This is a genomic window from Acidovorax sp. GW821-FHT10E04 (genome assembly GCF_059415185.1).
Genome location: NZ_JBWKMT010000002.1, coordinates 834,061 through 847,282 on the forward strand (window position 1 = coordinate 834,061; position 13,222 = coordinate 847,282).

Below are 13,222 nucleotides of genomic sequence, written 5' to 3' on the forward strand. Positions count from 1 at the left end.
TACAAAAAAAGGATCTGTTATGCCGAAATCCAAAGTCGTCGTTGTCACCGGCGTGTCCTCGGGCATCGGTCGTGCTGCGGCCATACAGTTTGCCCAGCAGGGCTGCCGGGTCTTCGGCACCGTACGCAACACCGCCAAAGCGCACGCCATTCCCAACGTGGCACTCGTTGAGATGGACATCCGCGACGAGATGTCTGTTGAAAGCGGCATCCAGACCATCATTGCGCAAGCCCAGCACATCGACGTGCTGGTCAACAGCGCGGGGGTGACCCTGCTGGGCGCGGCTGAAGAAACCTCTGTGGAGGAGGCACAGGCGCTGTTTGACACCAACCTCTTTGGCGTCTTGCGCGTGATCAAGGCCGTATTGCCCCACATGCGAGCGCAGCGTTCAGGCCGCATCGTCAATGTGGGCTCGGTGCTCGGCTTTCTGCCCGCGCCCTACATGGCGCTCTACTCGGCGTCCAAACATGCGGTCGAAGGGCTGGCCGAAACGCTGGACCATGAGGTGCGCCAGTTCGGCATTCGCGTCTCGCTGGTCGAGCCTTCCTTCACCAAGACCAACCTGGATCTGAACGCGCCCCAAACGGTGGCGCGGATCGCTGACTACAGCCAGGAGCTGGAGATCGTTTCGAAAGCGATCCAGGGCAACGTGCAGAAGGCGCCCCCACCCCAGGGCGTGGCCGACACCATCGTCCGTGCCGCACTCGGGGCCTGGAAGATGCGCCACACGCCCAAGGGCGAGGCGTCGCTGCTGGCCAAGCTGCGCCGCTTCATGCCCGCAGGCCCGGTGGGAAAGGGCCTGCGCAAATCGTTCGGGCTGGCGTAACGGCTGGCAATGATCCCCCGCGCAGCCGCCGCCAGCAAGCCCACCGTGGCTTGCGGCAAGTGCACTTCCTTGCAATTCAACTGGAGAGCATCGTGATGGAAGAAAACACCCCCCCGAACTGGGCCACGCAACAGTCAGACGCTGTACAGCGCATGCGCGTAGGCGGTGGCTCGCCGGGCCTGGCCCGTGCAGAGCAGATCGCGGGAAAGAGCGGCCGCCAGATCCTCGAAGCCATGGTGTCTGGCGAGCTGCCCTACCCGCCCATGAACGACACCATGAACCTCGCGTTGCTGGAGGTGGGCGATGGCCGTGCTGTGTTCCAGGGCATCCCGCAGCTGCCCCACTACAACCCGCTGGGCAGCGTGCATGGGGGCTGGTTTGCGTCGCTCTTGGACTCTGCACTGGGTTGCGCAATTCAGTCCGCACTGCCTGCGGGGCGGTCTTACACCACGGCCGAACTCAGCATCAAGATCGTGCGGTCTGCGTCCCACAAAACTGGCCCGCTGCGGGCCACGGGCAGGCTGGTTCATGGCGGAGATCGGCTCGCAACCGCCGAGGCCCGCGTTGAGGATGAGCACGGCAAGCTGTATGCCCACGCCACCACGACATGCCTGGTCTTCGACTTGTCGAAGCGCGATGCGTAGCGCAGTTTGCATTCGGCCGCTTCGGCCGCCGTCACGTTCGTGCCCGAATTGCCCCACGCGCCAAGCCAGAGTTCGCGCGGCAGCCAAGAGACAGCCATGCTATTCGTAAAGGACAGTCCGTCGGAGGTGGCGGTACGCAGGCTCAAGGTGTGCCGCCTCTTCGCCGGAATGGATGAATCGAAGCTCTCCGAGGTAGCTCGCCAGTGCAGTTGGCAACAACTACACACAGGGCACATTGCGACAGGCAGATCCCAAGACACCTTCTTTATCGTCTGCCAAGGCAAGATGCGCGTGTCAGCCTTGTCTCCGAATGGGCGCGAGCTACTCATTGCGGACTTTGACCAAGGCGGGCATTTTGGGGTCATCGGCGTGCTGGGGGCGAGTGCCGCCTCCTTGCAGGCGCATGCCCTGGAGCCATCGTTACTGGCCTGCCTGCAACGCGCCGATTTCATGCGGCTGGTTCAGGAGAATGTCCCTCTGGCTGGACGGGTGCGCGAATCGCTCCAGATCGCGGCAGAACAATTGATGAGCCGCTTGGTCGAGCTGGGCGTTCTGAACATTGCAGGACGGCTCTACAGTTGCTTGCTGGAAATGGCGCGGCAAGCCGGCATTGCGGACAACCGTGCCGTCATCACGCCAGCGCCACTTCACTCAGAGTTGGCGACACGGATCGCTGCTTCACGCGAAGAAGTCAGTCGGGAACTAGCACGGTTGCGCAAGCTGGGGATCATCACTTCTACACGCCAAAGAATCGTACTGAACGATGTAGCGGCACTGGAGCTGCGACTTCAGGACCTTTGAATCGAACTGACGGTGTACAGGCTCACCCGAGCGACGATTTTGAGAGGTGGTCCAAAGCCCGCCTCTCGTGGCCCCGTCAAAGTTCGCCGGACGAAATCTGGCCCTTGCGCAGAGCCTCAGCGGCGGCGGCGCTGACTGTCGTGCGATCAGCCTTTGATTGATATGCCAAAGCCTGCGAGCCCGCAGGATGCACACTGCGCGTCTTGACCGCAGTAGCGGCTTCGGCAGCCACTTCCGCGCGCGTGCGTTGGGTCTCGAATTTCAGTGCGTGCTGAGAAGCGTCTGCTTCGTCAGCCTGCGCACCGAAGGAAGCAAATACCGCCACTGCGGAGATAGAAAGAATGCGAAAAGTGGTGTTCATGATGGTTCCTCATTGAATGTGCGCTTCGAAAGCATCCCGCTTCCCACAAGCAGGTCCATCGCGTCACGCGCATGGCCTGTCTTGGTGCGTTGTCTACTTCCTGGCGCTGAGAAAATTCTCAATCTTTGATCTGATGCGGTCCGTGTGTTTTCTCACGTAGATCGCAATATCGCATGGGGCCATGAGTAGCACTCACCCGATCATTTTCGGTCGCCTAGGACACTCAGCAGGTACCACTCGGGATAGCGCTCCCAATGAGCAATCGTTTTTTTGGGGGTCAACGAAGTCGCACGATCAGCATCCGCTATAGCGAATTTCATACTGATGGCAAGCTGTCTCAGGTTGGGACTTGGCAGCGGCGACAGATCAATCGATTGTTCGCCAATACCCCAGGTGCATCCGCTGCGAGTGCGGCTTCGAAAATTTAGAGCTTGTTGTTTTGCGCGCTCCTAAGAGGCGGCTGACTACGATCTGTAAGCCGCCATGAAGACCCGTACGGCCTCGTGCAGAAGAGCCTTGTTTTCCCGGGTATCCGGCATCTCGAGCTTCAGCAGTCCGCGAATGTGCCCGGAGCCCATGAACATCGAAAGGAACAGGTCTGCCGCCTGAACTGGGTTTCGCACCTTCAGCGTGCCCGCCGAGTGGGCGCGGCGCAGGTATGCAGCCAGCTCACCGTTTACACGCTCCGGGCCTTCCTCATACAACGCGCGGCAGACTTCCGGCTGGGCACCCGCCACGCCGTAGACAGCGCGCAACGCGCCCAGGGCATCCCCACGCACCAGTGCGAGAAACCGGGCGCCGATCACCAGCAGCGCCTTCTCCGGCTGGTCCGGGTCCAGTGACCCGGCGCCCGGGAACCCAGCCACCACCGTCGCCGACCTGTCGCGCACGACCGCCTGGAACAACCCCTCCTTGGAGCCGAAGTTGTTGTACACGGTCATCTTGGACACCCCGGCATCCGCTGCGATGGCATCGACGCTGGCACGCTCAAGGCCATGCTCATTGAAGTGTTTTTGTGCCGCCTCCAGGATGCGCCGCACGCGCTCAGGATCGCGTGGTCGGCCACGTTGGGACTTGGGCGAGGGCGATGGGGAGGGTGGCATGGTTTATATAGTGGACTTGACGGTCCATTATATAAATCCTACATTACTGTACTTGTAAGTCCAATAATCAATCAGCCTACATGGAGCCCATCACCATGGATGACGTCATCATCATCGGCGGCAGCTTTGCTGGCCTCGCCGCCGCCCTGCAACTCGGCCGTGCCCGCCGCAAAGTCACTGTTCTCGATACTGGTCGGCCGCGCAATCGCTTCGGCCACCACTCACATGGCGTGCTTGGCCACGATCACAAGCCACCGCTGGACATCCTGGCTGAGGCGCGGCAGCAGCTGGCGCGTTATCCCGCGATCAGGTTGGTCAATGCCCGGGCCGAGAGCGTGTCTGGCGCCATCGACGATTTCTGCGTCGTCACTGACGACAACGAAAGCCTCAGGGCACGTCGCCTGATCCTGAGCTATGGCGTTGCCGACCAGATGCCCAATGTTCCAGGCTTCGCCGAAAGCTGGGGCACGTCCATCGTGCCTTGCCCCTATTGCGACGGCTTTGAAGTCGCCGACCAGCATTGGGGCGTCCTCTGGTCGGGCCCACAGTCGCACCAGTCCGTCAGGCTGTTCCGCGATTGGACTGACAAGCTGACGGTCTTTGCCGATGGCCATGACATTGCGCAAGATGTCCTGGCCGATCTGGCGCGCCGCAACATCCCAGTTGCCGATGGCCGAATCGTCGAGATCGCCCACCAGCAGAGCCACATCGCCACCGTCAATCTCGATACCGGCCGCAACGTCGCAGTCGATATCCTGTTTGCCCAGCCGCGCAACAAGCCGTCCGCAAGCCTGCATGCATCACTTGGCCTCGCCACGGTCGATACGCCCACCGGCATCGTCCTCAAGGTTGATGAGCGCCGCCAAACCAGCGTGCCCGGCATCTACGCAGCTGGCGACCTCGCGACGCCCTTCTTGCCCTCGGTCACCCAGTCAACATGGCAGGGCGCGATGGCGGGCATCTTTGCCCAGCAGTCAATGGTGGTTTGAGGACGCCGAGTACCCGTCTTTGGGTTGTTGTGGGCTATTGCGAGAAACACGGTCGTGGGGAGGAAGCGAGCCGCAACACTTGCCGCCGATCCGGTGCGTGTGTGGCTGCGCATGCCGAGCACGACCTCATCTTGGAGTGATACGGTGATATGAGCTTGCTTGAACTGAAGGTTCCGCCTCCCATCGTTGTGCTTGTCTTGGCGCTTCTCATGTGGATGACGACGCCGTCCGCTGGAGGCCTCTTGCAGTTGCCCCATCCGGTCAGCGTGCTCTTTGCCGTTGTCTTGTTGTGCATTGGGCTGAGCATCAGCTTTGCCGGAGTCGTTGCGTTTCGGCGCGCCAAGACCACAGTGAGTCCGACCAAGGCAAGCTCGGCGTCTTCTTTGGTTGTCCAAGGCGTCTACCGGTACACGCGCAATCCCATGTACGTTGGGTTTTTGCCAACCCTGTTGGCCTGGGTCGTGCTTCTGGAAAATCCGCTCGCTGTCCTATGGGCTCTGGTGTTTGTGCTTTACATCACCCGGTTCCAGATCATCCCGGAAGAACGCGTGTTGGCTTCTCTCTTTGGTGCGGAGTACGAGGCTTACAAAGGGAGAGTGCGCAGATGGCTGTGAGGCTTGGTGGTCTGCAAGCATTTTCTTTTCGATGCTACAGCCCACGACGGACCAAAAGGACAGCGAGGCGTGACGGCTGCTTTTGGCCGATAGTACGCGTCGACAAAAAACGGATGACAGCAACCGCTGCGAAGTGGGCCACCGCTGCGACGCCCCCAGGCTGACGGGAGCCAGTCGAAGCCGGTGCTATGAACTGCAATGTGATTATGAACCGATCGCCGCTCGCGGTTCGCAGTTGGGTCCGGTCTGCTCGCCGGAATACTTGCGCAGCAGCGTATCGAATCGTTTGATGACCTCATACGCGCCATCCCGATGTGGTGGTGTCGCTCATTGAGGAGGCCGCACGAAGCGCAGGCAGATAGGGAGACTTAGCCTGGCTTGGAGAATGAGCTGGTTCTACAACGCTTGCAGGTGGCGACTTCGTGGTCCAGAGCGAAATGCGAATTGAATCGCCGGGTGCTTTCCGGTAATCGCAGGGCGGCACCAGCGAACGATGCGGGTAGATTCCCCTTTTTTGTCAACCATGCCAGCGGATTCCACAAGAATGAGGGACATGAAAAAGGGAAGAGTCATTGAAAAGCAGATCATTGGCTTCCTACAGATGAGCCTGAACTGGCATCTCGACAACGGAGCTTTCTGGTCACGCCAACTCCGCCGATGCAAATTTATCCGGGCGGCCATCAAGGTCGGCGGCATGTAATCCACCGACATCAAGCGGACGCTTGTAGTCTCTTAAATCACCATACACTACAAGCACCGATTTACTGCAACCACGCCTTCACACGCGCTGACAGCGCCTCGGTGCTGATGCCGTAGCGGTCGTGCAGCGTGGGCAGGGCCCCCGCATCCAGGTAGGCATCGGGCAGCCCTGCCAAACGGAACCGCGCGGGCTGTACGCCGTTTTGCAGCAGCGCGCCGGCTACGGCCTCGCCTAGGCCGCCGACCACCGAATGGTTCTCCGCCACCACCACCAGGCGCGGCTTGCGCTGCACCTCGGCCAGGATGGTCGCGACATCGAGTGGCTTGATGGTGGGGCAGTGCAGCACGCCCACACCGATGTGGTCGGCCTGCAGCGCCTTGGACACCTCCAGCGCACGCATGGTCAGGAAGCCGCTGGAGATGATGAGCACCTCGTCACCATCCACCAGGCGCTTGGCCTTGCCCAGTTCGAACTGGTAGTCGTATTCGTCCAGTACCAGCGGCACATTGCCGCGCAGCAGGCGCATGTAGACAGGGCCGTTGTGCGCCGCCATCTGCGGCACGGCCTGTTCGATGTCGAGTGCATCGCAGGGGTCGATGATGGTCAGGCCGGGGATGCCACGCATCATGGCAATGTCTTCGGTGGCCTGGTGGCTGGGGCCGTAGCCGGTGGTCAGACCGGGCAGCGCGCAGCACATCTTCACGTTCAGGTTTTCTTCGGCGATCACCTGGTGAATGAAGTCGTATGCGCGGCGTGTGCCAAACACGGCGTAGGTGGTGGCGAAGGGAATCAGCCCTTCCTTGGCCATGCCACCCGCCGCGCCCATCAGCAACTGCTCAGCCATGCCCATCTGGTAGAAGCGCTCCGGGTAGGCCTGCGCAAACAGGTGCAGGTCGGTGTACTTGGCCAGGTCGGCGGTCATGCCCACGATCTCGGGGCGGGTGGCGGCCAGCTCGACCAGCGCTTTGCCAAAGGGCGCGGCCTTGACGCGTTGCCCTTCGGCTGCGATGGAGGCGATCATGGCGGAGGTGGTCAGGCGCGGTTTTTTCTCGGCGACGGTGTTCATGCGGCGGCTCCTTGGGGGGCGTTCTGGTCGAGGATGGCGAGGGCCTGCTGCCACTCGGGCGGATCGACGCGGATGAAGTGGTTCTTGTCGCGCGTCTCCAGGAAGGGCACGCCCTTGCCCATGAGCGTGTTGAACAGAATCACGCGCGGCTTGGGCTCTGTCAGATTTCGCGCGGTGTCAAAGGCCGCCAGCACGGCAGCCAGGTCGTTGCCATCGATGCGCTGCACATGCCAGCCGAAGGCCAGCCATTTGTCGGCCAGGGGCTCGAAGCCCAGCACCTGGCTGCTGGGGCCGTCGGCCTGCTGGTTGTTGATGTCCACCAGGCAGATCAGGTTGTCGAGCTGGTGGTGGGCGGCCGACATGGCGGCCTCCCAGGTAGAGCCTTCGTCCAGCTCGCCGTCGCTCATGGAGTTGTAGACGAAGGCGGGGTTCTTCTTCTGCTTGAGGCCCAGCGCCATGCCCACTCCGATCACCAGACCCTGGCCCAGCGAGCCGCCGGAGATTTCCATGCCCGGCGTGTACGTGGCCATGCCACTCATGGGCAGGCGGCTGTCGTCGCTGCCGTAGGTTTCGAGTTCTTCCTGCGGGATCACGCCCGCTTCAATCAGCGCCGCGTAGTGCGCGATGGCGTAGTGGCCGTGCGAGAGCAGGAAGCGGTCGCGGCCCTCCCATTCAGGGTTCTGCGGCTGCAGGTGGAGGGCATGGCCGTAAGCCACGGCCAGCACGTCGGCCCAGCCCAGGGCCTGGCCGATGTAGCCCTGGCCCTGAACCTCACCCATGCGAACGGCGTAGCGGCGGATGCGATGGGCGCACCGGGCCAGCGCCTGCAGTTTGTCTGCGGCGGAAGTCATGGAGTTCTCCTGTGTGAAGGGGGGGTGAAAAGCGTTTAGCGAAGGATCGAGGCCGGCACGTAAGACACGAGTGCGAGCACGAGGAAGGCCACGAGGTAGAACGGCCCGAGCTCGCGCACCGTCTGGCCCACCTTGACCTTGGCCAGTGCACTGGTGATGAACAGCGTGGTGCCCACGGGCGGTGTGTAGAGGCCGATGGCCAGGTTCACCACCATCATGATCCCCAGCTGGGTGGTGTCCATGCCGATGCTCTGGGCCAGCGGTAGGAACACGGGTGTGAGCAGCAGGATGGCGGCGGGCAAGTCGATGAACATGCCCAGGAACAGCATCAGCAGGTTCATGATAAAGATGATCAACCAGCCTTGGTCCACGTTCTCCGTCACCCAGCTGGCCACGCCGCTGGGCATCTGGTCGTAGGTGAGCAGCCAGCCGATGGCGGCCGAGGCCATGATCACCAGCAGCACCACGCCGGTGGCCAGGCCCGCATGCACAACGGCATCGTTCAGGCGCTTGAACGACAGGTCGCGGTACACCACCACCGACACTGCGGCGGCGTACAGCGTGGACAGCACGGCCACCTCGGTCGGCGTGGCAATTCCAAAGCGCAGGAACAACACAATCAGCACTGGCAGCAGCAGCGCAGGAGACGAGTACAGCAGGTGCACGCGGAATACGCTCCAGTCGATGGGTGTGAGATCCCGGGGGAAGTTGCGGCGCTTGCCGACCCACCAGCACATGAACATGAAGCCACCGCACATCAGCATGCCGGGCAGGATGCCTGCGACAAACAGTGCCGCAATGGAGGCATTGGCCGTCAGCGCGAACAGGATCATCGGGATCGAGGGCGGGATCAGGATGTCAATGGTGGCGGCCGCGGCCAACGTGGCCGCTGAGAAGGCAGGCGGATAGCCCAGGCGCTTGTGCCAGGGGATCAGCAGCGAGCCGATGGCCGAGGCATCGGCCACGGCCGAGCCCGACACACCGCCGAACAGCGTGGACGACAGCACGCCCACCTGCGCAGGCCCGCCGTGAAAGCGGCCGATCAGCGTGCTGAGCACGCCCACCAGCGCAGCCCCCAGGCGACCGCCCATCATGAGCGAGCCGGTGAGCATGAAGAACGGGATCGCGATCAGCGGAAAGCTTTGCACCTGCGCCACCATCTGCTGTACCAGCAGATCAAGCGGTACGCGGTCGGAGGTGGCGGCGGCAGCCATGGCCGCGACCAGCAGCGCATGGGCGATGGGCATGGCCAGCACGGCCGCACCGAGAAAGACGAAGAGAATGAGGGCGCTCATGGTGAGATCCTTGGCAGAGGTGGCGGGGCTTACCAGTGCGCCTCGGGCACGGCGGTCTCAGCATTGGAGGGACTGGGCATCAGCGGCGTGGCCCAGGCTTTCCAGGCCGATTTGAGTGCCAGCAGCGCCAGCATCACCAGTCCACCCATCACGCACCCATAGGTCAGCGACCCGGGCACCTGCAAGATGGGCGACTTCTCGTCGTGCACGATCTCCAGCATCTGGTACGTGGCCCGGGCGAGCGTGCCGTACAGCGCTGCCACCACCAGCCAGCTGCCGATGGACGCCCAGCGGCGCAGCGCGGGGGGCACAGCGTCCATCAGAAAGCTGGTGGTGATGTGGGCGCCGTGCGCAGCCGCCAGCACCACACCGGACATGACCAGCCAGGGGAACAGCAGCTCTGGCACCTCATTGGCCCATTGCAGGCTGGTGCCGGTGGCGTAGCGCAACACGGTGTTGGCCACCAGGATGATGAAGATGACGGACGTGCTGATCCACAGCAGCACTCGGCACACGCCGACAACGGCCCATTCGATGAAGTTCATCGGGAGACTCCTTGGGTTGCAAGGGCCGGGGCCCATGCAGCGGCTTCGGGGAAATGAGGACAGGCGCAGCAGCGGCCAGAACAATCAGCGCGCGGCGGCGATGACTTTCTTGAGGTATGGCCCGATGGGCGTGGTCAGCCACTTGGCGTCCACCGCAGCCGTGGCCTTGGCAAACGCGGCCTTGTCCACCGTGGTCACCTGCACGCCCTTGGCCTTGAGGTCGTCCAACAGCTTGTCGTCTGCCTCTTGCGACATCTTGCGCTGCAGCGCCGTGGCTTCGGCAGCGGCCTCAGTCACGGCCTTGCGGTCGGCCTCGGACAGGCGGTCCCAGGTGCGTTTGCTCATCAGGAACGGCGTCATCTGGAACATGTGGCTCGTCAGGGCCAGGTGCCTTTGCACTTCGTACAGCTTGCTCGCATGGATGTTGACCAGCGGGTTCTCCTGCCCGTCGACCACACCCTGCTGCAACGCGACGTACAGCTCGGCAAATTTGATCTGCTGCGCCTCGGCACCCAGCGCCTGCATGATGTCCACCAGCACCGCGTCCGGCGGGGTGCGCATCTTCAGTCCCTTCATGTCTTCGACCTTGGTGATGGGGCGTTTGCTGTTGGTCATGTGGCGGATGCCGTTGTCCCAATAGCCCAGCACCACCATGCCCTTGTCGGCGGACTTCTGTGCCAGCTCCTGGCCCAGTGGGCCGTCCAGCAGCTTGAAGGCCTGCGCGGGCGTGGAGAACATGAACGGCATGCCGTAGGCGGCGTACTCGGGCACGGCCACCGACACGGCGCCTTGCGAGTTTGCCGTCATGTCCAGCGCGCCGGTGCGCACGGCTGTGACCATGGCGGCGTCGTCGCCCAACTGCGCTGAGGGCGCCACCTGCACCTCGATGCGGCCCGCCGTCTTGGCCTTGAGGGTTTCGGCAAACTTGACGGCGGCTTCATGGCGCGGGTTGCCGGGGGCAGCGCCATGGCCCAGCGTGAGCTTCATGGTCTGCGCCTGCGCGAGCCCGGGCAGTGCCACCGCCAAGGCAGCGGCTATCAACAAGGTGCGGGTGAAGGTTTTGCGTTGCATGGTTTGTCTCCTGGTTTATGTTTGTTGAGAGGTCGGTAGGGCGGTCAGTGGATCAGCATGCCGCCGTTCACATCGAGCGTGATACCGGTGCAGTAGGTCGACAGCGGGCTGGCCAGGAACACGCAGGCCCCGGCAATGTCGTCGGCCCGGCCCAGGCGGGCCAGTGGAATGGTCTCCGCGATCTCGGCCTTCTTCTCTTCGGTCAGTTTGCCTTTGATGATGTCCGTGCCGATCAGCCCGGGTGTGATGCAGTTGACGCGGATGTTCTCAGGGCCGAACTCGCGGGCCATGGCACGGGCCAGGCCCAGCACGCCCGCCTTGGCGGCCGAGTAGTGGGGCCCGCCCAGAATGCCGCCGCCGCGCTGGGCCGACACCGACGAGATGCAGATGATGGAGCCGCTTTGCTGCGCGCGCAGTGTGGGCAGCACGGCCTGGGACATGTACAGCGTGCCGCGCAGGCTGACGTTGAGAATGCGGTCGTAGTCGGCGCCGGTGATCTCCAGCGTCTTGACGGGCTGGGTGATGCCGGCGTTGTTGACCAGCGTGTCGATGCGGCCGAAATGGGCGCGCACCTGGCCGGCTGCGGCTTCGCACGATGCCTTGTCGGTCACATCGGCCACCAGGCCCAGGTGGCCGTCGCCCAGCCGCGCGGCGGCGCCTGCGGGGTCGGCACCTTCGAGGTCGAGGATCGCGACCTTGGCCCCTTGCTCGGCCATCAAGCGGGCGGTGGCAAACCCGAGGCCATTGATACCCGCCCCTCCGGTAATGATGGCAACCTGGTTCTTGAGCAGCATGTGTCTTGTCTCCTGTGGTGTGAAGGTGCAGGAGATGCGGACGCTGCCCGTGATGGCGGCTGGTAACGCGATGTCTCCTGTTCTGGGAGCCGATTCTCAAAGCCGCTCAAGATGATGACAAGCGATGAATCATCAGCGTAAGATGACATTCTGTCATCTAACGTCAGGGTTCACCCCATGCCCACCTTGCCGCCCATTGCCAACCTGCAGGCCTTCGAGGCCGTGGCGCGCCGCCGCAGCTTTGCGCTGGCAGCGGCGGAGTTGAACCTCACGGCCTCGGCCATCAGCCACCAGGTTTCCAGGCTGGAGGCACAGCTGGACATCCGCCTGTTCGAGCGCAGCGCCCACGGGGTGCGCCTGAGCCCTGCGGGCGAGCACTACCTGATGCACGTGGGTGCCGCGCTCAACGCCATTGCCACGGCCACGGACGATTTGCGGCATGGCATCCGCAACAGCCTGTATGTGCACTCGGCACCCAGCATTGCCAGTCTGTGGCTCATGCCGCGCCTGCACCACTTTGCGCAGGCCTACCCGGAGATATCGCTCAATCTCTCGGCCGCCCACACACCCAGCGATTTCGCGCTTGGCCAGGCCGACATCGACATCCGCTATGGCATTCCGCAGTGGGGCGATCTGGTGGTGGAGCCGCTGTTCGAGGAAGCGATCGTGCCGCTGGCCAGTCCGGCCTTCATCAAGGCGCACAAGCTCAAGCGCGCGGAGCAGTTGCTGGACCTGCCGCTGATCCAGAGCAATGTGAGCATCGTGCAGTGGTCCGACTGGTTTGGCCGGTTCACCAAACTGCGGGCGCCCGATCGTTTCTCCCTGCGGTTTGACCGAGCCCAGATGTCCCTGGACGCCGCCACGCAGGGCCTGGGCGTGGCGCTGGAGAGTGCCGTCAACGCAGGCGGGCACCTGGCCGATGGCAGGCTGAAGGCCCCGTTCGGCATGGAGCAGGCCGTGCGGGTGAAGGCGCATTTCGCGGTGTACCCCGAGCGGCACGCCAAGCGCCCGGCAGTGGAGGCGTTTCTATCGTGGCTGCACAGCGAGGCATCAAGAACCTGATCGACCTGAAGATCGCTTCTGCCGCAAAGGAGAAAAGTTGGAAAGTGCACAACTGCTTGGGTCATTCAAGCTGGCAATCCAACGAACGTTTTCGTGGTTCGCGACATTGTTCCGTTGACACTGGCAAGTATCATGCGCCAAAGCGGTAGATGAAAAGCCAAGACTGTCTAAGGCTGATCTGAGCCGGTCAGCAGTCAGCACATGGATGACCGCAGCGGCCTTCAATGATCATTTGACGGCCGGACTTGTGAATGACCGCTTCGCACTGGCGGATTCAACCGGTCGATGCATCACACTAACCACCGCGTAGGAGCCAGGAGTGTTGCAGATTGGACAGCGACCAGCATCTACTTTCAGATACCCAGAAGGCGCTGATTGGCAGCGCTGGAAGCAAGGCTGGACACTGCGTGAGATCAGCATCGCGCCAACTCGTCTATCGAAGATACCCGCTGCGCTTGTTTATCGTGCCGGACCGGATGGTCACCAAAACCGGAATGCGC

At 62.7% G+C, this 13,222-nt stretch carries 15 protein-coding genes; 7 read left to right on the top strand and 8 right to left on the bottom strand.

The genetic code is table 11. The features are described 5' to 3' along the window. Positions 1 to 19: 19 nt before the first annotated feature. From AC07OC_RS08905 to AC07OC_RS08915, 3 genes are all read left to right on the top strand, one after another. Complete coding sequence (locus tag AC07OC_RS08905; RefSeq protein ID WP_494600872.1) at positions 20 to 826, top strand: oxidoreductase; 807 nt, start codon at positions 20 to 22, stop codon at positions 824 to 826. Positions 827 to 921: 95 nt separating this feature from the next. Further along, the gene (locus AC07OC_RS08910; RefSeq protein WP_494600874.1) at positions 922 to 1,470 is read left to right on the top strand and encodes a PaaI family thioesterase; all 549 of its coding nucleotides are present in this window, start codon (positions 922 to 924) and stop codon (positions 1,468 to 1,470) included. A gap of 96 nt (positions 1,471 to 1,566) precedes the next feature. Next, positions 1,567 to 2,271: a Crp/Fnr family transcriptional regulator gene (locus AC07OC_RS08915; protein WP_494600876.1), complete on the top strand. Its 705-nt coding sequence runs from the start codon at positions 1,567 to 1,569 to the stop codon at positions 2,269 to 2,271. A 76-nt stretch (positions 2,272 to 2,347) separates the two neighbouring features. On the opposite strand, the gene AC07OC_RS08920 is transcribed toward AC07OC_RS08915, so the two are convergent. Next, a complete protein-coding gene (locus AC07OC_RS08920) occupies positions 2,348 to 2,632 on the bottom strand; it encodes a DUF4148 domain-containing protein (RefSeq protein ID WP_494600878.1) in 285 nt (94 codons plus the stop codon). Positions 2,633 to 3,096: 464 nt separating this feature from the next. After that, positions 3,097 to 3,672, bottom strand: a complete 576-nt coding sequence (locus AC07OC_RS08925; protein WP_494600880.1) for a TetR/AcrR family transcriptional regulator — start codon at positions 3,670 to 3,672, stop codon at positions 3,097 to 3,099. A gap of 158 nt (positions 3,673 to 3,830) precedes the next feature. On the opposite strand from AC07OC_RS08925, the gene AC07OC_RS08930 reads away from it, so the two are divergent. From AC07OC_RS08930 to AC07OC_RS08940, 3 genes are all read left to right on the top strand, one after another. After that, positions 3,831 to 4,724 carry an NAD(P)/FAD-dependent oxidoreductase gene (locus AC07OC_RS08930; protein WP_494600882.1) on the top strand — a complete coding sequence of 298 codons (894 nt, stop codon included), beginning with the start codon at positions 3,831 to 3,833 and terminating at the stop codon, positions 4,722 to 4,724. Between the two features lie 149 nt (positions 4,725 to 4,873). Further along, the gene (locus tag AC07OC_RS08935; protein WP_494600884.1) at positions 4,874 to 5,338 is read left to right on the top strand and encodes a methyltransferase family protein; all 465 of its coding nucleotides are present in this window, start codon (positions 4,874 to 4,876) and stop codon (positions 5,336 to 5,338) included. A gap of 553 nt (positions 5,339 to 5,891) precedes the next feature. After that, positions 5,892 to 6,038, top strand: a complete 147-nt coding sequence (locus AC07OC_RS08940; RefSeq protein WP_494600885.1) for a hypothetical protein — start codon at positions 5,892 to 5,894, stop codon at positions 6,036 to 6,038. A gap of 61 nt (positions 6,039 to 6,099) precedes the next feature. On the opposite strand, the gene AC07OC_RS08945 is transcribed toward AC07OC_RS08940, so the two are convergent. The 6 genes from AC07OC_RS08945 to AC07OC_RS08970 form a co-directional block, all read right to left on the bottom strand. Continuing rightward, positions 6,100 to 7,104 carry a transketolase family protein gene (locus tag AC07OC_RS08945; RefSeq protein WP_494600887.1) on the bottom strand — a complete coding sequence of 335 codons (1,005 nt, stop codon included), beginning with the start codon at positions 7,102 to 7,104 and terminating at the stop codon, positions 6,100 to 6,102. Continuing rightward, on the bottom strand, positions 7,101 to 7,955 hold the full coding sequence (locus AC07OC_RS08950) for a transketolase (protein ID WP_494600889.1): 855 nt from the start codon (positions 7,953 to 7,955) through the stop codon (positions 7,101 to 7,103). Before AC07OC_RS08950 ends, AC07OC_RS08945 begins: the two co-directional genes overlap by 4 nt. A gap of 35 nt (positions 7,956 to 7,990) precedes the next feature. Then, positions 7,991 to 9,250 (bottom strand): TRAP transporter large permease, encoded by a 1,260-nt coding sequence (locus AC07OC_RS08955; protein ID WP_494600891.1) that lies wholly within the window; start codon positions 9,248 to 9,250, stop codon positions 7,991 to 7,993. A gap of 29 nt (positions 9,251 to 9,279) precedes the next feature. Beyond that, complete coding sequence (locus AC07OC_RS08960) at positions 9,280 to 9,795, bottom strand: TRAP transporter small permease (protein ID WP_494600893.1); 516 nt, start codon at positions 9,793 to 9,795, stop codon at positions 9,280 to 9,282. A gap of 84 nt (positions 9,796 to 9,879) precedes the next feature. Then, positions 9,880 to 10,866: a TRAP transporter substrate-binding protein gene (locus AC07OC_RS08965; protein WP_494600895.1), complete on the bottom strand. Its 987-nt coding sequence runs from the start codon at positions 10,864 to 10,866 to the stop codon at positions 9,880 to 9,882. Positions 10,867 to 10,910: 44 nt separating this feature from the next. After that, positions 10,911 to 11,660, bottom strand: coding sequence for an SDR family NAD(P)-dependent oxidoreductase (locus AC07OC_RS08970; RefSeq protein WP_494600897.1), 750 nt, complete (start codon positions 11,658 to 11,660; stop codon positions 10,911 to 10,913). A 177-nt stretch (positions 11,661 to 11,837) separates the two neighbouring features. On the opposite strand from AC07OC_RS08970, the gene AC07OC_RS08975 reads away from it, so the two are divergent. Continuing rightward, positions 11,838 to 12,722 (top strand): LysR substrate-binding domain-containing protein, encoded by an 885-nt coding sequence (locus AC07OC_RS08975; RefSeq protein WP_494600899.1) that lies wholly within the window; start codon positions 11,838 to 11,840, stop codon positions 12,720 to 12,722. Positions 12,723 to 13,222: the final 500 nt, after the last annotated feature.

Bases quoted from the DNA above. Each gene is read 5' to 3' on its own strand.
- AC07OC_RS08940 (WP_494600885.1), top strand. From the start codon at position 5,892: ATGAAAAAGGGAAGAGTCATTGAAAAGCAGATCATTGGCTTCCTACAG.
- AC07OC_RS08965 (WP_494600895.1), bottom strand. From the start codon at position 10,866: ATGCAACGCAAAACCTTCACCCGCACCTTGTTGATAGCCGCTGCCTTG.
- AC07OC_RS08950 (WP_494600889.1), bottom strand. From the start codon at position 7,955: ATGACTTCCGCCGCAGACAAACTGCAGGCGCTGGCCCGGTGCGCCCAT.
- AC07OC_RS08910 (WP_494600874.1), top strand. From the start codon at position 922: ATGGAAGAAAACACCCCCCCGAACTGGGCCACGCAACAGTCAGACGCT.
- AC07OC_RS08915 (WP_494600876.1), top strand. From the start codon at position 1,567: ATGCTATTCGTAAAGGACAGTCCGTCGGAGGTGGCGGTACGCAGGCTC.
- AC07OC_RS08920 (WP_494600878.1), bottom strand. From the start codon at position 2,632: ATGAACACCACTTTTCGCATTCTTTCTATCTCCGCAGTGGCGGTATTT.
- AC07OC_RS08930 (WP_494600882.1), top strand. From the start codon at position 3,831: ATGGATGACGTCATCATCATCGGCGGCAGCTTTGCTGGCCTCGCCGCC.
- AC07OC_RS08935 (WP_494600884.1), top strand. From the start codon at position 4,874: ATGAGCTTGCTTGAACTGAAGGTTCCGCCTCCCATCGTTGTGCTTGTC.
- AC07OC_RS08945 (WP_494600887.1), bottom strand. From the start codon at position 7,104: ATGAACACCGTCGCCGAGAAAAAACCGCGCCTGACCACCTCCGCCATG.
- AC07OC_RS08960 (WP_494600893.1), bottom strand. From the start codon at position 9,795: ATGAACTTCATCGAATGGGCCGTTGTCGGCGTGTGCCGAGTGCTGCTG.
- AC07OC_RS08955 (WP_494600891.1), bottom strand. From the start codon at position 9,250: ATGAGCGCCCTCATTCTCTTCGTCTTTCTCGGTGCGGCCGTGCTGGCC.
- AC07OC_RS08970 (WP_494600897.1), bottom strand. From the start codon at position 11,660: ATGCTGCTCAAGAACCAGGTTGCCATCATTACCGGAGGGGCGGGTATC.
- AC07OC_RS08975 (WP_494600899.1), top strand. From the start codon at position 11,838: ATGCCCACCTTGCCGCCCATTGCCAACCTGCAGGCCTTCGAGGCCGTG.
- AC07OC_RS08905 (WP_494600872.1), top strand. From the start codon at position 20: ATGCCGAAATCCAAAGTCGTCGTTGTCACCGGCGTGTCCTCGGGCATC.